Below are 21,479 nucleotides of genomic sequence, written 5' to 3' on the forward strand. Positions count from 1 at the left end.
GATCCGGCGCTGTGAGCGACGGAGCCGAGCGAGGGACGAGCGAGCGACCGAGCGAACGATCCGTTGCCGTGCGTGCGACCCGGACCGAGCCGCGGTCCAGCTCGCCGAGCCCGCTGCAGCGTGCCGGTCGCTGGATCGGGGAGCACGCGGTGATGTTCGTGGCCCTGCTGGTGCTGGGCTACATGTTCCTGCCGATCGCCTTCGTGGTGCTGATGTCGTTCAACGACCCGGCGGGCCGGCTCAGCTACCAGTTCGACGGCTTCACCTGGAACAACTGGCTGAACCCGTGCGCACCGGCGGGGATGTGCGAGGCCGTGACCAAGAGCCTGCAGATCGGGTTCCTCGCCACCGTCTTCGCGACGCTGCTGGGGACGTTGGTCGCCTTCGCCCTGGTCCGGCACCGGTTCCGCGGCCGGGCGGCGACGAGCCTGCTGATCTTCCTGCCGATGGCCACCCCGGAGGTGGTGATGGGCTCGTCGCTGCTGGCGCTGTTCGCTGCGGCCGGGGTCGCGGGCTCGCTGGGCTTCTGGTCGATCCTGGTGGCCCACATCATGTTCTGCCTGTCGTTCGTCGTGGTGACGGTGAAGGCCCGGCTCGCCGGTCTGGACTCCACCATGGAGCAGGCGGCGATGGACCTCTACGCCAACGAGTGGCAGACGTTCTGGCGGATCACCTTCCCGCTGGTGTTCCCGGGCATCCTGGCCGCGGCCCTGCTGAGCTTCTCCCTGTCGTTCGACGACTTCATCGTCACGAACTTCAACCACGGCAACACGATCACGTTCCCGATGTTCGTCTGGGGATCGGCGCAGCGCGGCATCCCGCCGCAGGTCAACGTGGTCGGCACGGTGATGTTCCTGGTGGCGCTGCTGCTCGTGCTCGGCGGCGGACTGCTGCAGCGCCGGCGCCCGCAGTGAGCCACCCCTCCCTCGCGGAGGTCCGGCACGCCGTCTTCTGGCTCGAGGACCCCTCCCGTCCCGACCCGTTGCCGGCGCTGGCGCACCGGGAGGAGGCGGACCTGCTGGTCGTGGGCGGCGGCTACACCGGGCTCTGGTCGGCGTTGCGGGCCAAGGAGCGCGACCCCGGACGCGACGTGGTGCTGCTGGAGGCCGGCCGGTGCGGCGAGGAGGCCAGCGGACGCAACGGTGGCTTCGCCTCGGCGAGCCTCACCCACGGCTTCGGCAACGGCCTCTCGCGGTGGCCGGAGGAGCTGGCGGTGCTGGACCGGCTGGGAGCGGAGAACCTCCGGGCGATCGGGGAGACGGTGGCCCGGCACGGCATCGACTGCGGCTGGGAGGAGACCGGGGAGCTGACGGTCGCGAGGGCCCCGCACGAGGTGGAGTGGCTCGCCGAGGAGGCGGAGCAGATGCGCGCGGGCGGGCATCGCGTCGAGCTCCTCGACGCAGCGGCGGTACGCCGGCGGGTCGACTCACCGACGTACGCCGGTGGGCTGCTGGCCCCCGACGTCACCGCCATGGTGGAGCCGGCCCGGCTGGCCTGGGGGTTGCGCCGGGCGTGCCTGGACGCCGGCGTCCGGATCTTCGAGGGGACGCGGGCGGACTCCCTCGAGCGGACCCCCGCGGGGGTCGAGGTCCGCACCCGGCACGGTGCGGTGCGGGCGAACCGGATGGTGCTGGCCACGAACGCGTTCCCGCCGCTGGTGCGGCGGCTGTCGTTGATGACCGTGCCCGTCTACGACTACGTGCTGATGACCGAGCCGCTGTCCGCGCAGCAGCGGGAGAGCATCGGCTGGGCGGGGCGGGAGGGTGTCGGCGACGCCGCCAACCTGTTCCACTACTACCGGCTGACCCGCGACGACCGGATCCTGTGGGGCGGCTACGACGCGGTCTACCACTACGGCAGCAAGGTCGACCCGCGGTTCGAGCGGTCGCCGACGCACGACCTGCTGGCGGAGCACTTCTTCGGCACCTTCCCGCAGCTCGAGGGGCTGCGGTTCGGCCATGCGTGGGCCGGGGTCATCGACACCTGCACCCGGTTCGCCGCCTTCTTCGGCACGGCCCACGACGGCCGGGTGGGCTACGCGCTGGGCTACACCGGTCTCGGGGTCGCCGCCACCCGTTTCGGGGCCGACGTGGTCCTCGACCTGCTGGACGGGGAGGACACCGAGCGGACCCGGCTCCGGATGGTGCGCGAGCGGCCGCTGCCGTTCCCGCCGGAGCCGCTGCGCTACGCCGGGGTGCAGCTGACCCGGCGCTCGCTGGCCGCGGCTGACGCCCGGGGCGGGCGGCGCAACCTCTGGCTGCGGGGCCTGGACCGGCTCGGCCTCGGCTTCGACTCCTGAGCCGCTCCCCGCGGCCTCACCAGACGGCGCGCTCGTCCCCGCGGGGGTCCTCTACCTCCCGGCCGCCGGCTGCGTCGAAGACCCGCACCGTGCGGCGCTCGTCGTACGAACGCCAGCCGGGGTCGCCGGTGGTCGCGAAGCGGACCCAGGAGGCGTGCATCTCCTCGGCCAGCGACTGCGGCGCCGAGTCGCCGACCAGGCCGGAGGCACCCTTCGCCTGCAGGGCGTCGAAGACGAACGGGATGTCGACGGCGTGCGCGGCGCCGAGGTCGAACCGGTCGCTGGGCCAGGCGAACTCGTAGACCCAGGACGGGGCGCTGCCACGTGCGGCCACCATCGCCAGCATCGGGCGGCGGAAGTAGACGTCGGTGACCAGCGCGGCCAGCAGGTCGCCGGGGGAGGCGCCGGGCCGGTTGGCGCGGTAGACCTCGAGAACCCGGGGCTCGATGCCCCGACCGGCGGCGAATGCGGCGAGGCCCTCCTCGGTCATCGCAGCCGCGAGGCCGACGGGGACCACGAAGAAGCGGAACTCCTCGGTGGTGGTGCCGGTCAGCAGCGGCACGTCCTGCGACGCGCCGGCCTCGAGCGCCCGGAGCGGGTGCTCGGGCAGCAGGTCGCCGTCGACGACCGGGATGAACGCCATCGAGCTCGCCACGATGCTCGGCCCGAAGCGGGCCGGGTCCGGCTTGAGGGCGAGAGCGTCGGACACCTGACGCTGGGCGGCGACCAACGTGTCCGGGTCGACCCCGCTCAAGGCGGCGGCCGAGGCCTCGTGACCCAGCACCTGCGCGAGCGCCTCGGTCACCAGGGCGGCGTCGGCGGGTTCAGCGGCGGCCTGCGCGGCACCGCTCTGCGTGATCGTCCGGGCGAACAGGCCGCGGGCCCGCGGCATCGCCATCAGGCTGGTCACGCTCATCGCGCCGGCGGACTCGCCGAAGATCGTCACCCGGTCGGGGTCACCGCCGAACGCGGCGATGTTGTCGGCCACCCACTCCAGCGCGGCGAGCTGGTCCAGCAGTCCCCGGTTCGCCGGGGCGTCGGGCAGCGCCGCGAAGCCCTCGACCCCCAGGCGGTAGTTGAAGGTCACCAGGACGACACCGTCGCGGGCGAAGGGCGTGCCGTCGTACATCGGGATCGCGGCGTTGCCGTTGGAGAAGGCGCCGCCGTAGATCCACACCATCACCGGCAGCCCGTCGCCGCCGGTGTCGGGGGTCCAGACGTTGACGCTCAGCCAGTCCTCGCCCGGGACCGTGGGCTGGTAGAGGATCTGGTCGATCGGCGCCCGGTAGCCGGGTGCCGGGGGAGTGGCGCCGAGCGCGGTGGCAGGCCGGATCCCGTCCCAGGGCGCGGGCGGCTCGGGGGCCCGGAAGCGGCGCTCGCCGACCGGAGGGGCGGCGTAGGGGATGCCGAGGAAGCGGGCCACGCCGTCCTCGACGGTGCCGCTGACCCGTCCGTGCCGGGTGCTGACCACTGGTTCCACGTCTGTCCCCCTTCGTGCCGGCCCGGGTGGCCGGTTGCGTCGCGCCAGCCTAGGCGGCGGCTTCCCGGACAGCAGAACGACCCGCCTCCAGGACGGGTCGCTCTCGCTGTCAGGGCTGGCTCAGAGCCGCGCCCAGGCCTCGGTCAGCACGTGCCGCAGCTTCTGCTCCATCTCGTCGAAGTGCTCCTGGTCGCAGATCAGCGGCGGTGCCACCTGGATCACCGGGTCGCCGCGGTCGTCGGCCCGGCAGTAGAGGCCGGCCTCGTAGAGCGCCTTGGAGAGGAAGCCGCGCAGCAGCTTCTCCGCCTCGTCGTCGTCGAAGGTCTCCTTGGTGGCCTTGTCCTTGACCATCTCGATGCCGTAGAAGTAGCCGTCCCCGCGGACGTCGCCGACGATCGGCAGGTCGAGGAGCTTCTCCAGCGTGTTGCGGAAACCCTGCTCGTTGGCGCGGACGTGCTTGTTGATGCCTTCGTTCTCGAACGCGTCGAGGTTGGCCAGCGCCACCGCCGAGGAGACCGGGTGGCCGCCGAAGGTGTAGCCGTGGGCGAACATCTCGGTGCCGTGCAGGAACGGCTCCATCAGCCGGTCGGAGGCGATCATGCCGCCGAGCGGGGAGTAGCCCGAGGTGATCCCCTTGGCGAAGGTGATCATGTCCGGCTGGTAGCCGTAGCGGTCGGCGCCGAACATGTGGCCGAGCCGGCCGAAGGCGCAGATGACCTCGTCGCTGACCAGCAGCACGTCGTACCGGTCGCAGATCTCCCGCACGCGCTGGAAGTAGCCGGGCGGCGGCGGGAAGCAGCCACCGGAGTTCTGCACCGGCTCGAGGAAGACCGCCGCGACGGTCTCGGGGCCCTCCATCTCGATGGCGTAGGCGATCTGGTCGGCCGCCCACCTGCCGAACGCCTCGAGGTCGTCACCGTGCTCCGGTGCGCGGTAGAAGTTCGTGTTGGGCACCTTGTGGCCGCCGGGCACCAACGGCTCGAAGAACTTCTTCGCGTCCGGGATGCCGGTGATGGACAGCGCGCCTTGCGGAGTCCCGTGATAGGCGACGTAGCGGCTGATCACCTTGTGCTTCATCGGCTTGCCGGTCAGCTTGAAGTACTGCTTGGCCAGCTTCCAGGCGGTCTCCACCGCCTCGCCGCCACCGGTGGTGAAGAAGACCCGGTTGAGGTCGCCGGGCGCGTAGCCGGCGACCCGCTCGGACAGCTCGATCGCCTTGGGGTGGGCGTAGGACCAGAGCGGGAAGAAGGCCAGCTCGGAGGCCTGCTTGGCGGCGGCCTCGGCGAGGTCGCGACGGCCGTGGCCGAGCTGGCTGACGAACAGGCCGGCCAGCGCGTCGAGGTACTTGCGGCCCTTGGCGTCGTAGATGTAGGCGCCTTCACCACGCACCATGATCGGCACGTCGGCGTGCTCGTAGCTGGAGTGTCGGGTGAAGTGCATCCACAGGTGGTCCCGGGCAGACCGCTGCAGGCTGTCGTAGCTCTCGGCGTCCATCGGCTGGTCCACGGTCGCTGCCTCATCTCTCGTGCGTCGTGCTGACCTCCCCATGGTGCCCGTTGCCACCGGCTCAAGGCAAGTGAATCCGTGGTTGGAAGGCCGTGAATCGTGGCGATCACGCGTGCGAATCGTTGCGGACCACGGATTCCGTCGCCAGAATGCCGCAATGACGACAGTGGACCTGCTCTTCCGGAACGGCTCGCTCTTCGACGGGGACCGGCACCGACCGGGCCGGGCGGTCGGCGTCCGCGCCGGGCGGATCACCGCGGTGGTGGCGGAGCAGGAGGCCGACGACCTCGTCGGGCGCGGGACCCGGGTCGTCGACCTGGCCGGCGGTCTGCTGCTGCCCGGCTTCCAGGACGCCCACGTGCACCCGGTGCAGGGCGGGCTCGAGCGGATCCGCTGCGACCTGTCCGAGCTCGGCACCCGCGAGGAGTACGTCGCCGCGGTGGCCGACTACGCCGCCCGGAACCCCGGCAGCGACTGGGTCTGCGGCGGCGGCTGGGCCATGCCCGCCTTCGGGGCCGGGGGGCCGACCGCGGCGCTGCTGGACGCCGTGCTGCCGGACCGGCCGGTGTTCCTGCCCAACCGGGACCATCACGGCGCCTGGGTGAACAGCGCCGCGATGCGGGCCGCCGGCATCGACCGCGGCACCCCGGACCCTGTCGACGGGCGGCTGGAGCGTGACGCCGACGGCACCCCGACCGGGACGCTGCACGAGGGCGCGATGGCGCTGGTGCAGCGGCTGGTGCCCGCGCCGGACGTGGCGGACTACGACCGGGCGCTGGCGGAGGCACAGGCCTACCTGCACAGCGTGGGGGTCACGGCCTGGCAGGACGCGATCCTCGGCGACTACGCCGGCCTGGACGACCCGGCGCCGACGTACCAGCGTGCGGTGGCGGCCGGACGGTTGACCGCCCGGGTGCGTGGCGCCCTGTGGTGGGACCGGGCCCGCGGCCTCGAGCAGGTCGTGGACCTGCTCGAGCGGCGCGAGCGGTTCACCGGCGGTCGGCTGGTGGCCGGCAGCGTCAAGGTGATGCAGGACGGCGTCGCCGAGAACTACACCGCCGCGATGACCCGGCCCTACCGGGACGGCTGCGGCGGGCACACCCACAACGCGGGACTCTCCTTCGTCGACCCGGAGCTGCTGGCCGAGGCCGTGACGCGGCTCGACGCGCACGGTTTCCAGGTGCACGTGCACGCGATCGGCGACCGGGCGGTGCGGGAGGCGCTCGACGCGGTCGCGGCCGCCCGGAGGGCCAACGGCACGACGGACGGACGACACCACCTCGCGCACCTGCAGGTCGTGCATCCCGAGGATCGGCACCGGTTCGCGGAGCTCGACGTCACCGCCACCGTGCAGCCGCTGTGGGCCGCCTACGACGAGCAGATGGTTGAGCTCACCATCCCTTTCCTGGACGAGGCGGCGGTGGCCTGGCAGTACCCGTTCGGGGACCTGGCCCGGGCCGGGGCCCGGCTGGCCGCCGGCAGCGACTGGCCGGTGTCGTCGCCGGACCCGCTGGCCGGCATCCACGTCGCGGTGAACCGGCGGTTGCACGGCGAGACCGGCCGGGCCGGCTCCGAGGCGTTCCTGGCCGACCAGGCCCTGGGCGCGGAGCAGGCCTTCGCGGCGTACACCAGCGGTTCGGCGCGGGTGAACCACCTCGACGAGACCGGTCGCGTGGCGCCGGGCCTGCTGGCCGACCTGGTGGTCCTCGACCGGGACCCCCTCGTCGCCCCGGCCGAGGAGATCGGCGCGGCGCGCGTCCGGGAGACCTACGTCGACGGCGAGCAGGTCTTCATCCGTTGAGGACCGCCCGGCGCGGGCTCGGGCCCGGTGGCCGGTGACCGGTGACCGGTGACTAGTGAGGGGAGCATGCCAACAGCCCCGAACCGTGGAAACCGGACCCCCTGACGGTGGTGGCGGGGGAGGGCGGGTACCCCCGATCGGGGAGCGACGGACGCCTCCACGCTGCTTACTCTTGCTGAGCAAGGGGAAGCGTGACCACGCCGGGTGCATAGGGGAGCAGACATGGGTGGGGACCAGCCGGACAACATCGACGACAACATCGAGCGGCGCTCGTTCCTGAAGCGCGCGGCCGTCGTGGCGGGCGTGACCGTCTGGTCCGCGCCGACGGTGCAGTCGCTGACCGCGCCGGCGTTCGCGACCGGCACGGCTTCGTGCGCGCCGGGGCGGGTCATCCGGTTCAAGTACGACGTGGGGACGAACTCGTTCGACAGCGGCGCCGCCGGTGGCGGGGGGGCCAGCTGGTGCCTGCCGGACGGGTACGCCGACGCCGACCACTCCATCTTCGGCTCCGACAGCACGGGGTGCGCGGTGGTGGAGGGGACGTCGTACTGCGTCACGGTCGCGATCTCCGCCGACGGCAAGACCGCCCAGGTCACGGTGCCCGCGGGGGCCGTGATCGAGGGTCTCCAGGCGAAGGCCGGAGCCTCCTTCAACGGCGAGTGCGGGGACATGGACTACCAGACCTCGAACACGGCGGTCGTGCAGATCACCAAGCAGATCTCCTACGTCGCCGGAGTCATCTGCGTCTGAGCTCGCGGCTCGCCCACGGCGACGCCTCGGGGCGGTCTTCCCCCCGCCGCCCGGCCGGGGTGGTGGGCGAGCCCGCGGACACGGTCCACCAGCGCGGAGTCGGGCACCGCACCGACCGCGCCGGCGGGCACCTCGGTGAGCACGGCAGCGAGCATCCTGAGGGCGCTGCCGGCGCCGAGGGTGTCGGCGTTGACCACTGATCCGAAGCCCGCCTGCACCGCGAGGGCCGGCCGGATCCGCTCCGCGTCCTCTGCGGTCCGGAGCACCCAGGATCCCAGGCGGACCGCTCGGGTCGGCCGGCTGCGGTCGACCAGCTCGAGCGCATCCACGTCGAGCAGGTGACTGCGCGCGGTGCGCAGGTCGAGGCCCTCGGCCAGCAGGCGCTCCTGGTGCAGCAGCAGACGGCCGTGCCAGACCTCCGGCAGCAGCACCGCGGTGCTCCCGCGCACGACGGCCGTGGCTCGCACGGCGAGCAGACCCACGGTGTCGGGATGCCCGGCCGAGTCCAGGAGGTCGAGCAGGTCGGCCAGCAGCCGTTCGGGTTCGCGGCGCCGGGCGACGACCTCGTGGTCGCGGTAGACGAGGTGCAGGCCGCGCCGCGGGGCCGCCGTCCGGTCCGCGACGGCCAGCTCCACGGAGAAGTGCGCGGGCACCACGCCGTCCAGAGTGGGCACCCTCCTGGGCCGCAGCAGACCTTCCACGACCGAGTCGGCGCTCTCGTCACCGGTGGTCCGGACCCCGACGACGCGCTGGCCGACCCGGACCGCCCTGGTCGGCCGCCACACCCGGGACCGGTCGAGCCGCGCCAGGCAGGGCGTCCGTCGCTGCGGGGCGATCCTCAGGCCAGATGCAGTCTCCGGGACCGGTCGCGGCCCGGCCGCGCGGGCCCCGGACGTCGACGTCACGAGCCGGCCACCCGGTCGACCAGGTCGAGGTCGAGGAGCCGGTCCGCGAACGCGGTGACGTCGGCGTGCACGTCGGAGCTGCGCCCGCCGAAGACCCGGGCCAGCTCGTCGCTCACCTCGCCGAGGGTGGTGACGCCGTCGAGCGCCGCCCAGATCAGGCTGCCCACCGGGTCCAGCAGGTGCAGGCTTCCGCTGCGGCTGTCGTAGACCACGGTCTCGCCGTCCACCTCGACCTCCTCCACGATCGGCGTGCCGTGCCGGCGGAGCACCAGCGCGTCGTCCGGGACAGGTGACATCACAGCTCCCTCATCAACGTCTGGCTGACCAGGCCCTCGATCGCCTCGACGGCACCGTCGAGGTCTCCGATGCGCAGCCGCACGACGTCGGCTCCGCGGACCAGGTCGGCGGCCACCCGGAGGTTCCGGGCGGGGTGCTCCTCGAAGTGGAAGCTGCACAGCGCCAGGTCGCGCACCGCCTCGGCCGCGCTCAGGCGGATCGACTCCGTGCGGCTGCCCGCGAGGAAATGGGGGAAGACGATCAGTCGCGGCGGACGCGCGGGTCCGCGTGCCACGTTGGCGCCCAGCTGTCGGGCGGGCACCTGGCACTGGTCGTTGGGCGTCGTGCTCCCCGGAGGCGGGGACGGCAGGCCGCAGTCGCGGAACAGTCCCCAGGACCCCGGGTCGAGGCTGAGCGCCTTGGGGAACAGCTCGACGTGCAGGGTGGCGGGGTGCACCGCGGTCGCCTCGTCGGTGACGTAGTCGTAGCCCTCCCGCAGCAGACCGGCCACCGTCGTGGTCTTGCCGCGTTCCTGGTCGCCCGGCAGCAGCAGCGTGAGGCCGGCGCGGACCGCGGCTGCCGCGTGGAAGACCACGTGGGTGCTCGAGGTGCTGTCGATCATGCGCTGGTTCACGTGCCAGGCGAGGAACCGCACCAGGGTCCGCGGGTCGGAGGCGACCCGCACCCGTCGGTCGTCGAAGTACAACGCGTACGGCGGCCCCTGCGGCGAGCCGAGCAACCGGTAGCAGGGCAGCTCGCCGTGCCGGTGCGCCCGCACCCGCAGCGAGGAGGTGATCGGCCCGAGCAGCTCGTCGAGACCGCTCGGCTCGCAGAGCACCTCGAAGGAGTGGCCGCCGGCCCGACACTCCCCGCTGCGCCAGCTCCAGTGGCGCCTGTCGAGCTCGTGCACCGGTGCGAGACTGGGAAAGCCCGGGTCGGCGGCGACCCCCGGGTGCGGACCCGGACGTCGGATCCGCCCCCGACGGGCCTCAGACGTCGAGGGGCTCACGACGGTCGACCTCGACCTCGACCGCGACCTCGAACCCGATCTCGTTGGCCAGCGCCGCCGCCTCGACCCGTGAGCGCACGCCGAGCTTCGTCAGCACGTGCCGGATGTGCGTCTTCGCGGTCTCCGGCGCGATGTCGAGCGTCCGGGCGATCTCGGTCTGGTCGCAGCCCGCGCCGAGCAGCGCCAGCACCTGGCGCTCGCGTTGGCTGAGTCGCTCGACGGCCGGTCGGCTGTGCGGACCACGGCGCTGCCGGTCGATGAGACCGTGCAGCACGCCGACGAGCAACGTGGTGGAGACGTACATGTCGCCCTCGGCGACCGTGCGGCACGCCCGCACGACCCCGGGCAGCCCCTCCCGGTGGGAGACCACGGCATCTGCCCGCGCCTCCACCAGCTCCAGGGCTCCCGGCTGGCTGTCGGTCAGGAAGATGCTCCGGGTCCGCGACTCGTGCAACGCCTCGCAGAGCTGGCGCAGCGCGTGCGAGGGCAGCTGGACGTCGACGACGGTGAGGTCCGGGTGCGCCCGGGCGACGACCGCCAGGCACTGGGCCGCGCTGGTCACCGGCTCGATGACCGAGCCGGCGAACTCGCGGCCGAGAGCCAGTCGCAGACCGAGCAGGACGATGGGGCGGTCGGCCGCCACGGCGATACGCATCATGCCCCTGTCCTCGCCTCGACCCCGAGGGCGCGCAGGTCCTGCAGTCGCGAGCGCATGATGCCGCTCCCGCGGGCAAGGGCTGCGGCTGCGTGTCGGTTCGTGACGTCGAGCTTGGTCAGCGAGTGCTGCACGTGTGCGCGGGCCGTGTGCGGACTGATCCGCAACCGGTCCGCGATCTCGTCGTCGTGGTCGCCCAGGGCGACCAGCGCGATCACCTCGCGCTCCCGCTCGGTGAGCTCCACGAAGGGGTCGTCGACGACCGGGCCGCCGAGGTGCGGCGTCGGCCGCCCCTCGACGAGGCTGCGGATCGCCTGCGCGAAGGTGGGTTGCGGGCTGTCCCAGCTGACCACCGCGGTGGCGCTGACGGCCCGGCCCAACGCGATCGTCCAGGGTTCGACCGCGTCCACGAGCAGCAGCGTCGGCAGCTTCCACGGCTGGGTCTGCTTGGCGAGGTCCTGCGCGGTGAACCGTTGCCCGCGCGGCAGTGCGATCACGATCGCCACCGACGAGTGCAACGGCGCGGCCACCGGGGTCAGGTGCAGACTCTCGAGGGTCAGCGCCAGGCAGTCGGCCTCCAGGGTCGACCACGGGGCCACGACCACGGACGGTTTCTTGGTTCTCATCTCACGTCACATCCCCCTCGGTGGCACGGATCTGGTCGGCGTGCCGGGCGATGCGTGCCACCGCGTCGCGCATCCCGGTCATCTGCTGGTCGGTCATGTGGGACCACAGCGGCAGCGAGAGCACGCGCTGGGACATCTCCTCGGTCACAGGGAGGTCCCGCTGCGGAAGGTGCCGGTAGGCACGCTGCTCGTGGATGCTCGGGCTGTAGTAGCGCCGGGTGTCGATGCCCTCCGCGTCGAGTGCCCGGGCGAACCCGGGCACGTCCAGCCCCAGCACGTCCGGGTCGACCACCACCGTCAGGTCCTTGTACGTCGAGACGTCCCCCTCCTCGACGACGGGGCGGCTGAGCCCCCGCAGGTCCGCGAGCCCGGACCAGAAGTCGTCGACGAGCTCGTTGCGTCGCGCGACGTGCTCGTCGAGGAACCGCAGGGAGTGCAGCCCGATGGCGGCGTGCAGCTCCGACATCCGCGCGTTCAGGCCGGCGAAGAGGCAGTCGTAGTCGCCGGGGTTGCCGTAGTTGCGGCCGAGGCGGACGGTTTCGGCGAGCCCCGCGTCGTTGGTCGCGACCAGGCCGCCCTCGCCGGCCACCATCACCTTGGTCGGGCTGAGGCTGAAGACCTCGGCCGTGCCGAAGCCGCCCACGGGACGGCCCGCCCGGCTCGATCCCAGGCCGTGGGCGGCGTCGAAGACGAGAGGGACGCCGGCCTCGCGCGCCACCTCCTCGAGCGCCTCCGTGCGGCACGGTGTGCCGTAGATGTGCGTCGCGGTGATCGCGGACGCCCCGTCGACCCCGGCCCAGACCTCGTCGGGGTCGACGCACAGCGTGCCGGCCTCGATGTCGACGAAGCGGGGTTCCGCCCCCGCCCACATCACGGCGTGCGCACTGGCCGAGAACGTGAAGCTCGGCATCACGACGGCGTCGTGGACGCCGAGCGCCTGCAGGGTCAGCGCCAGCCCGCTGGTGCAGCTGCTCACGGCGACCACGTGCGCGACGCCGAGACGCTCCGCGACACGCTCCTCCAGCTCGGCCACCGTCGGCCCGCTCGTGAGCAGTCCCGACTCCAGGATCTGTCCCAGCCTCCGCTCCAGCGCGGGAAGGTCGGGCAGGGTCGGTCGCATCAGGGCTAGGCCCTCGGGGAACGCCGGGGTCCCTCCGAGCGTCGCGGGTGCGTCGGCACTCTTCTGCAGGATCGTCACGCCGGTATCTCCTCATGAGTGGTGTGTCGGACCGTCCCCGCACGGAAGGTGCGGTCCAGCGGCAGGGCAAGGAACACGAGCACGAACGGCAGCACCTGCACGCGTTGGCGGGTGAGGATGCCGAAGTTCGAGAAGTTGGAGAACGCGTAGACGAACAGCAGCGTGTACACCAGGCACATGAGCAGGTACGGCTGACGTCTGAGTCGGCGAGGCAGCCCGCGCAGGGTCGGCACGGCCCGCAGGGTGAGAAGCATGAGCACCGCCCCCTCCGTGGCCACGATCAGCGACTGCGCGTTGTCCGCCTCGAAAACGAAGGGTCGGAACAGCACCGAGACAGTGGCGACCGGGAGGTCGGCCGGGCTGTTGACGACCGTCGGCGTGAACTCCGAGCCGCCTTCGCCGGTGCGGTGCTGGGTGTCCCGGATCGCCGCGTCCACGTTGGAGACCGTGACCGACTCGACGTTGAGGAAGGTGGCGGCGCGTGCCACGATGAGCGCTCCGAGCAGCATCAGGACGGCCAGCACGCCGACCTTGACCACCGGGGTCAGTGGAGTGGCCGCCCGTGTGGACTTGCGCAGGAACATCGCGGCCGTCAGACCGACGAACAGCGCGGCACTGATGTGTGGCCGGACCAAGGAAGTCATCGTCAGCCCGATGGCCGCGGGCAGCAGCCAGTGCCGCACCCCGGTCAGCAACCGCGCCGACCCGAAGGCCGTCAGGCCGATGCCCATCGTGATCCAGGCCTCCTTGCCGAGCCCGGAGGGCCAGAACAGCATCGAAGGCAGCAACAGCACCAGGACGGCGTACCGGTGGTAGTTGCCGTCGGGCACGGCCACTCGGAACGCCCGGTAGAAGAAGTAGCAGCCCCAGAAGCTGAGGGCCGCGAAGATGGCGAAGGCGATGTAGATGCTGGTGCCGAACGCGGTGTAGATGAGGCCGGTCAGCATCCGCACGAACCCCGACCCGATGAAGCTGTGCCCGAGGTTGGCGTCGAGGAAACCGAGTCGGTAGCTCACGGCCAGCCGTCCCCCCTCGGCGTCGTAGACCGAGGCGTCCGACTCGCCGTTGTAGAGCACGAAGGCCATCAGGTAGCGCGCAACCGTCGCCAGCACCTTGGCGGCCAGGGCCCACAGCAGCAGCCGGGCGATGAACGGGTCCTGCTCGGCGCGGCCCGCACGGACCACGAGGTGCAGGGTGAGCAGCAGGAGCGCCGGGATGACGACCAGGGCGCCGAAGAGGTCGTAGCGGTCCCGGCCGCCCGCCCACGCCAGCAGCAGCGCGTACCCGCCCACGGCGAGGACGCCCGCCACCTGGGCGGCGCCCAGGCGGACGGGGTCACCGGTCCGCAGTCGTAGAAGCATGCTCAGAACACCTCGAGGTCGCCGAGGGGAAGCTGCCAGGTCCGGGGCGTCAGCACGTCGACGTCGAGGCGGCGGCGCGGGTTGACCACCAGGCCCACGCCCTGCCCGGGCACCGGCAGGAACCCCGGCGCAGCACCGAGGCCGGCCTCGACGGAGCCCGGCGGAGTGCGCACCGTGACGTGGTCGGCGCCCGAGTGTCGCGCGGCAGCCAGCAGCCGCCGGCAGGAGCGCGTGTCCCCGTCGGCGACCACCAGGTCCGCCACCGTGAACTCGGTGAGCGGACCGCGTGCCCGCATCCGGCCGAAGGCCAGTCCCGTCGGACGGCCGCCGGACTCGACGACCACGCACCGGTAGTCCAGCCCGGGAGCCTGCCCGTACCGCCACAGCAGGTACTCGAAGCTGCGGGGGGTGTGCAGGCCCGTGGGAGTGCGAGCCTCCTCGAGCAGCCTGCACACCTCGGGCCCGAGGTCGGCGAGCACCTGCCCGGCCGGCTCGAACGGGCATCGCGGCAGCCGCGCCGGTGAAGCTGGGGCGGGCGGCAGCGCCCCCCGACGTGCCGCAGAGGCGGTGGTCGCCCGGGCTGCGCGGGCACCGCGGGCCATCGCCACCGGGTGCACCGGTGACAGGCGCACCGGCAGGATGCCGACGGGCTGCCAGCCCATGGACAGGTAACCGGGGCGGCTGTTGGCGTTCGGCGTGTTGAACACGAGGTCGACGTCGTCGACACGGTCCAGCTCGGCGAGGAGACCCAGGGTGAGGCGCTTGAAGATGCCGCGGCCCTGGTGGTCCGGCGCCGTCGCGGTGTCGACAGCTCGGACCGCCCGCAACGTGGTGGGCCCGGACTGCAGCCGCCACCGCAGGAACAGCCGGACCCCGACCAGGCGGTCCTCTGCGTGCGCCAGCAGGCCGGCGGAGACCCCGAACGGGTTGTCACGGTGCTTCCACCGGAAGAACTCCGGCGTGTTCTGGCCGGTCGGCCCTCCGCCGAGGGCGTCGGTCATCAACCCCAGGATCTCCGTCTCGTCCTCCTGGTGGGCCGGGCGGACGCTGATCTCGGTGGCGCCGGCATCGGTCGTGGTCACTGCTCGCTCCTGTTCGCGCGGATCTCGGTGACGCCGTGACGGAGCCGGCTCATCAGGCCCGAGTGCCGGTCCTCCAGGTAGGAGCGCTCGGGCAGCGCCAGCGACAGCACGTAGCGCGGCCGCTGCCGGATCGGGAGGGTGCGCACCGCCGCGAAGGAGCGGGCCGCGTAGCTCGAGGACGCGCCGTAGACCGAGAGGTGCGACGCCTCGCGGCGGGTGCTCCGGTGGGCGCTGGCCCAGGCGCTCGCCTGCAGCACGTCGGCGAGCCGAAGCTCGTTCCAGCTGGTCCGGATCGCTCGCGCCACCACGGCCTCGCCCCGGCTGTTGCGCATCAGCTCGCGGAAGCGGCTCCAGTCGATCTCCCGAGTCAGCAGGATCTGCGCCACGTCACGTAACGGCACCAGCTGCGGACGGCGATCGCCGAGCGCGGCGTGGTAGCAGGCGTGCAGCAGCCGGGCCTCGCGCGGGAGGGCATGCATCGTGCGGCCACCGAGCGAGAACGGCTCGCTCTCGCGCCACAGTCCGTCGAGGTCGAGAAGCCCGCCGTACGGTCCCATCGTGAAGGTCCGGTGCAGGTCGATCTCCAGCCCGGCGGGCGTCCGCATCGCCGTGCCTTTGCCGAAGCGCTGGTCGAAGCCGGGCCGCGGCTCGGGATAGCTGCGCCGGCACCCCTGCGACTCCAGCAGCCGGACCGCGTCGTAGTAGGAGGAGCTCGGGACCAGCAGGTCGATGTCCCCGTAGGCGCGGTGGCTGACGTCGGTGTGGTCGAGCCGGGCCGAGACCGGCCCCTTGAGGACCCGGACCGGGATGCCGGCGTCGTCGAGCGCGGTGACGGTGCGCACCAGGAGGTCCTCCAGCATCAGGATCGCCACAGAGGCGCGGATGTGGATCTCCTCGGCCTGGTCGCGCTGCTCGTCGGTGACCGGCAGCGCGCCGCCGCGGATCGCCGCCCAGAAGAGCCCGGTCAGCTTCTGCTGCCGGACGTTCGCGTGCAAACCGGCGAAGGCGGGGTCGCCCAGGGGTTCCGAGGGCAGCTCGAGCACCGTCCCGGCGAGCCCGTAGGCCGCGACGGCACGCACGGCAGGGGAGTAGTGACCGCTCTCGGACCAGGTCGGCACGTCACTCATCCCCTTCGACCACGCCGTGGTTCACCAGCTCGTGGAGCGCGCACTCCACCTCGTCGGCCACCTCCACCCGGGGGTCCGGCTCGAAGGCCGCGACGATCTCGGTCATGGTCGGCCGCGAGTCCAGAAGGCGCCACAGCTCGGCGGTTCCGCCGCCGAGGACCAGCGGGACCCGGTCCTCCCCGCGGGGCAGCAGCACCACGTGACGACCGGTGTCACGCCACAGCACGCCATCGGCGCGCCGGTAGCGTGCGGGGAAGCTGCCCCGCTGCAGTCCCCCGTCGTGGGTCACAGCGTCACGACTCGCTCGTCACCACGGACCCCGAGGGCGTTGCGGGCGTCGAAGACCAGCTTCGCCCCGCCCTGCAGCCACTGCAGGTCGTAGACGTCGTGCGGGGTGAGCAGCGCGACCGCGTCGGCCTGCGCCAGCACGTCGGCCGACAGCTCGCTGCGCTCCAGCGAGAGACCGTGGCTCTCGAGCCTCTCGACGAAGGGGTCGTGGAAGCTCACCTTCACCCCGCGACGGGCCAGCTGCGCCAGGGTCTCGACGGCCGCGGACTCCCGCAGGTCTCCGACGTTCGGCTTGTAGGTGACGCCGAGTGCGAGCACCGAGGCGTCCCGCACCGAGACGCCGCGCTCGCCGAGAGCGTCGACGATCCGCCGGCACACGTAGTCCGGCATCTCGGCGTTGATGTCCTGCGCCAGCTCCACGAGCCGGAAGCGGCGGCCGGTGTCGCGATGCGACTGCCAGGCGAGGTACGTCGGGTCCAGCGGGATGCAGTGCCCGCCGACACCGGGACCCGGCTGGAACGGCATGAAGCCGAACGGCTTGGTGGCCGCCGCCCGGATCACCTCCCAGACGTCGATGCCCTGGTCGTGGCACTGGCGGGCCAGCTCGTTGACCAGCGCGATGTTCACCATCCGGAACGTGTTCTCGAGCAGCTTGGCCAGCTCGGCCGAACGGGCGCTGGACAGCTCGGTCACGTCGTCGACGAGCAGCCGGTAGAAGGCGCCCGCCGCCGCTGTGGCGCGCGCGTCGATGCCGCCGACCACCCGTGGCGTGTTGCGCAGCCCGTACTTCGTGTTGCCAGGGTCGATGCGCTCCGGCGAGAACGCGAGCAAGAAGTCGTCTCCGGCGCGGAGCCCGCTCGCCTCGAGCAGTGGCTGCACGACCTGCTCGGTGGTGCCCGGGTACGTGGTCGACTCCAGAATCACCAGCTGCCCTGGCCGGAGCATCTGCGACACCAGGCGGCTGGCGCCCTCGACCGCGCCGAGGTCGGGTCGGTGGTCGGTGATGGGGGTTGGGACGCAGATCACCACTACGTCGGCGTCCGCGACGCGTGCGAAGTCGGTCCCGAAGCTCAACCGACCGCTGTCGGTGGCCATGGCGAAGACCCCGTCGTCGACCCCGGGAACCACGCTCTCGCCCCGGGACAGCGCACCGACACGGGCGGCGTCGATGTCGATGCCGTGGACGTCGAGACCTTCGACGGCCGCCGCCGCCGCGAGGGAGAGGCCGACGTAGCCCTGCCCGATGACGACCAGCCGCAACCGTCCGGTCGGCAGCCGGTCGAGCAAGGATGCGACGACGTCGGTGCTGGGCTCACTGTCCATGGTCGGGACCTCTCTTCTCGTGGCTTTCGTCTGGCTGCACTGCACGGGCGCTCGTCAGGCCCTGGGAGAGCGCGTGTCGCGCCGGGTGGCCGGCACCGGACTCCTCCGCGTCCCCGCCCCGGGCGTGGCTCCGGCGCCGGAGCGCACCTGCCAGGTCGGGTAGGGGTCGAAGGAGACCGAGGAGCTGCCCACGAGCACCGCTCCCAGGGCGGGGACGCCCATCCGCGAGAGCAGCCGGTGAGCGGAGCGTCCGTGCTCGGAGGTGGCGCGGTTGGCCCGCACCACGATCAGGGCCGCGTCGACGTGGGGCGAGACGTCCACGGCGTCGGACACGGTGAGCAGGGGCGCGGTGTCGATGATCACCACGTCCGCGAGCTTGCGGGCCTTGCGGATCAGCGGTCCGGCGCCTGCCAGCAGCGCACCCGGGTGCCCGAGCTCGGTCCCGGCGGTGGCGATCAGCACGTCCGGGTAGTCGGTCTCCCGGACCACGTTGGCCAGGTCCAGGCCCCGGTCGGCTCCCAGCAGGTCGGAGAGGCCGACCGAGGAGCCCACGTTGAAGAACGCGTCGATCGCCGGGTCCCGGAAGTCCATCGACAGGATCAGGACGCGGCGCCCTGACTCGGCCATGACCACCGCCAGGTTGGCCACGGTCGCCGACTTCCCCTCACCCGGGTTGGCGCTGGTGACCAGGATGACCTCCGGGTGCCGCCGGCCGGCGACGGACTGGCCGCCGGGACGGCGCACGTCCGGCACCATCAGCAGAACCGCGGAGCGGAGCGCGCGGTAGGCCTCGGCCACCGCACCGCCCGGATCCGTGGCCGTGACCACGGTGCGACTCTCCCAGTCGCGCCAGGGCCGGCCGGGGATCTCGGCGATGACCGGCAGGTGGAACTCCTGCTCGACGTGCTCGCGGGTGCGCAACCGCGAGTCCAGGCGCTCCATCAGCAGGGCCAGTGCGAGTCCGAGCAGCAGACCGACACCGGTGCCGATCATCAGCCGCTGGACCGGGCTGCTCGGCGGCGCGAAGCCGGTCGTCGGCTGGGCGATCGGCACCGCTGGCTGCAGCAGCTCAAGTGGAGACGTCGCCACCGTCGCGTCCTGCAGCGTGATCGCCCGGGAGATGGCCGCCTGGTAGCCGGAGCTCAGACCCGCGCGCTCAGCGCTCAGGGAGCTGTTGCCCGGCTGGGCTGTGACCCGGGCGTCCAGCTCCTTGAGTCGGATGGCGTAGTCCTGGAGCTGCGGCCGGAGGGCGGCCAGCTGCTTCTCGGCGTCGATGCGGTCCTTCGCCCCGAAGTACTCGACGAGCTGCCGGGCGAACACGTTCGCCCGTTCCGCAGCCACCTTCTCGCTCTTGTCGACGGTGGAGATGGTGACCGTCAGGTTCTCGGGGTTGGCAGTGGGCTTGATCAGCGAGGCCAGGACCTGGGGATCCTGGGTGCCACCGAGCTCCTTGGCCGCGCGCTTCGGAACGTCGCCGGCGGTCGCGTAGAGGGCGACCGTGGACAGGTTGGTCGCCTGGTTCGCGGACGGCCTGAGCACGATCGTCGCGGTGGCCTTGTACTCCATGTGTGACTGGGTGACTGCGTCGCCCGAGGGAAGGGTGACCCACACCGCGAACATGGCGACCGCGGTGGCTGCGACGATCAGCACCCAGCGGCGCCGAAAGACCTCCAGGTAGTCGATCAGATCCACGCGACGTCACTCCTGCTGATGGCGGGGGCGGACTCGGGCGTCTTCTGCGCCGGTATGCGCGACGATTGCGCGGCACCCACAGCGTCGAAGAGCAGCCTTCGGGACAGGTCGTCGGCGCGTTCCGCGACGGCGGCCGTGAGCTTCTCGAGGAGCTGGTCCAGCCGAGCCCGCGGCACGGGCATCGGACGCAGCTGCATGATCGAGGGATGGTTGGTCGGCCTCTGCAGCTCGGCAGGGGTGTGCAGCTCCTCGTAGAGCTTCTCCCCGGGGCGCACCCCGGTCACCCGGATCTCCACGTCGAGGCCCGGCCGGCGGCCCGACAGACGGATCAGTCGGTGTGCCAGGTCGAGGATGTGCACGGGCTTGCCCATGTCGAGCAGGAAGATCTCGCCGCCATCGGCCATCGCCGCTGCGTTGACGACCAGGCGGACCGCCTCCGGGATCGACATGAAGTAGCGCGTCATCCGACCGTCGGTGATGGTGACCGGCCCTCCCCGACGGATCTGGTCGACGAACGTCGGTACGACGCTGCCGCGGCTGCCCAGCACGTTGCCGAACCGGACGACGCAGCTGGTCATCGCGCCGGAGTGCTGCAGCACGATGCTCTCGCCCAGCGACTTGGTGGCACCCATCACGTTGCCGGGCTGCACCGCCTTGTCGGTGGAGATGAAGACGAAGTGCTCGACCCCCGAGGTGCGAGCCGCCTCCACCACCGTCTGGGTCCCCAGCACGTTGGTCTGGACCGCCTCCACGGGATGCGACTCGAGCAGCGGGACGTGCTTGTGCGCGGCGGCGTGGAAGACGATGTGCGGCCGCTCCGCCTCGAAGACACGACGCACCGCCGCCTCCTCCCGGATGTCGGCCAGGTGCTGCACGGCCGTGGTCGCCGGCAGGTGCGCCGCCGCGTCGAAGAGGTGCGTCTCGTCGTGGTCGACCAGGGCGACGCGCTCGGCACCGAGTCGGGCGACCTGACGCGCGATCTCCGAGCCGATGGAGCCGCCGGCGCCCGTCACGAGGACGCGGCGGCCCTGCACGAGGGAGAGCACCGCGTCGAGGTCGGTCTCGATCTGCCCACGGCCGAGGAGGTCGCTGGGCTCCACGTCGCGCACGTCGCTGAGCTGGACGCGACCGTCGACCAGGTCCGAGAGCCGTGGCAGCACCCGCAGCACGGTGCCGCTGCCCTCCGCGAGCGCGGCGACCCGACGTACCAGCTCCGGTCCGGCCGACGGCACCGCCAGGATGGCCGAGGACACACGCAGCCGGTCCACGATCAGCGGGAGGTCGTCGATGGCCCCCTCCACCCGGACTCCGCGGATACGACGTCCCTGCAGGGCCGGATCGTCGTCGAGGAAGGCGACGACGCACGCCCGTTCCCCGTGGCGCTGCGCGTCCTCGGCGAGCGCCACCCCCGCGCTGCCGGCGCCCAGGACCACGAAGCGCACCACGTCGTCGCCCGTGCGGTGGCCGTCACCGACCAGTCGGGGTTGGAAACGGATGGTCCCCACCAGACCCACCGAGAGCACGGCCGCCACCAGCGGCACCGAGAGCGGAACCGGACGGTCGCGCAGGATCACGATCGGCACGACGACCAGGACGCTGGCGCCGTGGGCGAGCAGGATCTGCCGCGCCTCGTAGATGCTGGCGTGGCGCCACACCCCGGAGTAGAGACCGGTGGCCCCGGTGCACACCACTGCCACTCCCACCCACAGCGGCAGCAGCGACGCCCAACCCGGCCAGGCCTCCGCCGGCACGTCGGCGTCGTAGCGCAGCACGATCGCGGCCAACCAGGCGATCGACAGCAGCGCCGCGTCGACACCCGCCGTCTTCCAGTAGGTGCGCGCGTGGAGGAGCTTGCCGATCAGCTTTGACGCAAGGCGCAAAGACAGAAAAGAACGAACAGACATTGGATACCCCGAACCCCTCCAGGCGACGACCCGCATTGCAAACCCACCCCGGGCCGAGTCGAACCTCACCTGCTGATCGACTCTTACACGGCGGCGACGGACGGGGAATGAGACGTTGTGACTAATCCGGTGGCTGGTTTCGGCGGCCTTTCATCCGAGCTGCGCGGGCTATCCGTTTTGGGGGTGGTCCCAAATGA

The 21,479-nt window shown here is 72.1% G+C and carries 19 protein-coding genes; 4 read left to right on the top strand and 15 right to left on the bottom strand.

The annotated features are described in order from the left end of the window. The first annotated feature begins 68 nt into the window (after window positions 1-68). Both H9L09_RS16880 and H9L09_RS16885 read left to right on the top strand, forming a co-directional pair. Window positions 69-914, top strand: a complete 846-nt coding sequence (locus H9L09_RS16880; protein ID WP_246456079.1) for an ABC transporter permease — start codon at window positions 69-71, stop codon at window positions 912-914. After that, window positions 911-2,299 (top strand): NAD(P)/FAD-dependent oxidoreductase, encoded by a 1,389-nt coding sequence (locus tag H9L09_RS16885; RefSeq protein WP_187577998.1) that lies wholly within the window; start codon window positions 911-913, stop codon window positions 2,297-2,299. Before H9L09_RS16880 ends, H9L09_RS16885 begins: the two co-directional genes overlap by 4 nt. Window positions 2,300-2,315: 16 nt before the next feature. Here H9L09_RS16885 and H9L09_RS16890 read toward each other — a convergent pair whose 3' ends face one another. Continuing rightward, entirely contained in the window at window positions 2,316-3,779 is a 1,464-nt protein-coding gene (locus H9L09_RS16890; protein WP_187577999.1) for a carboxylesterase/lipase family protein, read from the bottom strand. A gap of 120 nt (window positions 3,780-3,899) precedes the next feature. Next, a complete protein-coding gene (locus H9L09_RS16895) occupies window positions 3,900-5,285 on the bottom strand; it encodes an aspartate aminotransferase family protein (protein WP_246456080.1) in 1,386 nt (461 codons plus the stop codon). Between the two features lie 157 nt (window positions 5,286-5,442). Here H9L09_RS16895 and H9L09_RS16900 point away from each other — a divergent pair, with 157 nt between their 5' ends. Together H9L09_RS16900 and H9L09_RS16905 are read left to right on the top strand one after the other, a co-directional pair. After that, a complete protein-coding gene (locus H9L09_RS16900; RefSeq protein ID WP_187578000.1) occupies window positions 5,443-7,086 on the top strand; it encodes an amidohydrolase in 1,644 nt (547 codons plus the stop codon). Window positions 7,087-7,308: 222 nt separating this feature from the next. Next, window positions 7,309-7,836 (top strand): hypothetical protein, encoded by a 528-nt coding sequence (locus tag H9L09_RS16905; RefSeq protein WP_187578001.1) that lies wholly within the window; start codon window positions 7,309-7,311, stop codon window positions 7,834-7,836. Here the strand turns inward: H9L09_RS16905 and H9L09_RS16910 are convergent. The 13 genes from H9L09_RS16910 to H9L09_RS16970 all read right to left on the bottom strand — a co-directional run bounded on the left by H9L09_RS16910 (window position 7,809) and on the right by H9L09_RS16970 (window position 21,258). Beyond that, on the bottom strand, window positions 7,809-8,741 hold the full coding sequence (locus tag H9L09_RS16910; protein WP_187578002.1) for a hypothetical protein: 933 nt from the start codon (window positions 8,739-8,741) through the stop codon (window positions 7,809-7,811). The two genes, H9L09_RS16905 and H9L09_RS16910, sit on opposite strands and share 28 nt — an antisense overlap. After that, the gene (locus H9L09_RS16915; RefSeq protein WP_187578003.1) at window positions 8,738-9,037 is read right to left on the bottom strand and encodes a PqqD family protein; all 300 of its coding nucleotides are present in this window, start codon (window positions 9,035-9,037) and stop codon (window positions 8,738-8,740) included. Before H9L09_RS16915 ends, H9L09_RS16910 begins: the two co-directional genes overlap by 4 nt. Next, window positions 9,037-9,927, bottom strand: coding sequence for a hypothetical protein (locus tag H9L09_RS16920; RefSeq protein ID WP_187578004.1), 891 nt, complete (start codon window positions 9,925-9,927; stop codon window positions 9,037-9,039). The genes H9L09_RS16915 and H9L09_RS16920 overlap by 1 nt, the downstream gene beginning before the upstream one ends. 79 nt (window positions 9,928-10,006) lie before the next feature. Further along, a complete protein-coding gene (locus H9L09_RS16925; RefSeq protein WP_187578005.1) occupies window positions 10,007-10,684 on the bottom strand; it encodes a response regulator transcription factor in 678 nt (225 codons plus the stop codon). Next, entirely contained in the window at window positions 10,681-11,307 is a 627-nt protein-coding gene (locus H9L09_RS16930; protein ID WP_187578006.1) for a helix-turn-helix transcriptional regulator, read from the bottom strand. The genes H9L09_RS16925 and H9L09_RS16930 overlap by 4 nt, the downstream gene beginning before the upstream one ends. A 1-nt stretch (window position 11,308) precedes the next feature. After that, on the bottom strand, window positions 11,309-12,505 hold the full coding sequence (locus tag H9L09_RS16935) for a DegT/DnrJ/EryC1/StrS family aminotransferase (protein ID WP_223164097.1): 1,197 nt from the start codon (window positions 12,503-12,505) through the stop codon (window positions 11,309-11,311). Continuing rightward, window positions 12,502-13,866: a hypothetical protein gene (locus H9L09_RS16940; RefSeq protein WP_187578007.1), complete on the bottom strand. Its 1,365-nt coding sequence runs from the start codon at window positions 13,864-13,866 to the stop codon at window positions 12,502-12,504. Before H9L09_RS16940 ends, H9L09_RS16935 begins: the two co-directional genes overlap by 4 nt. Before the next feature lie 2 nt (window positions 13,867-13,868). Continuing rightward, entirely contained in the window at window positions 13,869-14,948 is a 1,080-nt protein-coding gene (locus tag H9L09_RS16945) for a GNAT family N-acetyltransferase (protein ID WP_187578008.1), read from the bottom strand. Continuing rightward, the gene (locus H9L09_RS16950) at window positions 14,945-16,066 is read right to left on the bottom strand and encodes a nucleotidyltransferase family protein (protein WP_187578009.1); all 1,122 of its coding nucleotides are present in this window, start codon (window positions 16,064-16,066) and stop codon (window positions 14,945-14,947) included. Before H9L09_RS16950 ends, H9L09_RS16945 begins: the two co-directional genes overlap by 4 nt. A gap of 1 nt (window position 16,067) precedes the next feature. After that, window positions 16,068-16,364, bottom strand: coding sequence for a hypothetical protein (locus tag H9L09_RS16955; RefSeq protein ID WP_187578010.1), 297 nt, complete (start codon window positions 16,362-16,364; stop codon window positions 16,068-16,070). Further along, window positions 16,361-17,686 carry a nucleotide sugar dehydrogenase gene (locus H9L09_RS16960; RefSeq protein WP_187578011.1) on the bottom strand — a complete coding sequence of 442 codons (1,326 nt, stop codon included), beginning with the start codon at window positions 17,684-17,686 and terminating at the stop codon, window positions 16,361-16,363. The genes H9L09_RS16955 and H9L09_RS16960 overlap by 4 nt, the downstream gene beginning before the upstream one ends. 54 nt (window positions 17,687-17,740) lie before the next feature. Continuing rightward, window positions 17,741-19,378: a polysaccharide biosynthesis tyrosine autokinase gene (locus H9L09_RS16965; RefSeq protein ID WP_187578012.1), complete on the bottom strand. Its 1,638-nt coding sequence runs from the start codon at window positions 19,376-19,378 to the stop codon at window positions 17,741-17,743. Continuing rightward, entirely contained in the window at window positions 19,369-21,258 is a 1,890-nt protein-coding gene (locus tag H9L09_RS16970) for a polysaccharide biosynthesis protein (protein WP_187578013.1), read from the bottom strand. The genes H9L09_RS16965 and H9L09_RS16970 overlap by 10 nt, the downstream gene beginning before the upstream one ends. Window positions 21,259-21,479 lie beyond the last annotated feature (221 nt).

It is taken from the genome of Nocardioides mesophilus, assembly GCF_014395785.1.
Lineage (GTDB): Bacteria > Actinomycetota > Actinomycetes > Propionibacteriales > Nocardioidaceae > Nocardioides_B > Nocardioides_B mesophilus.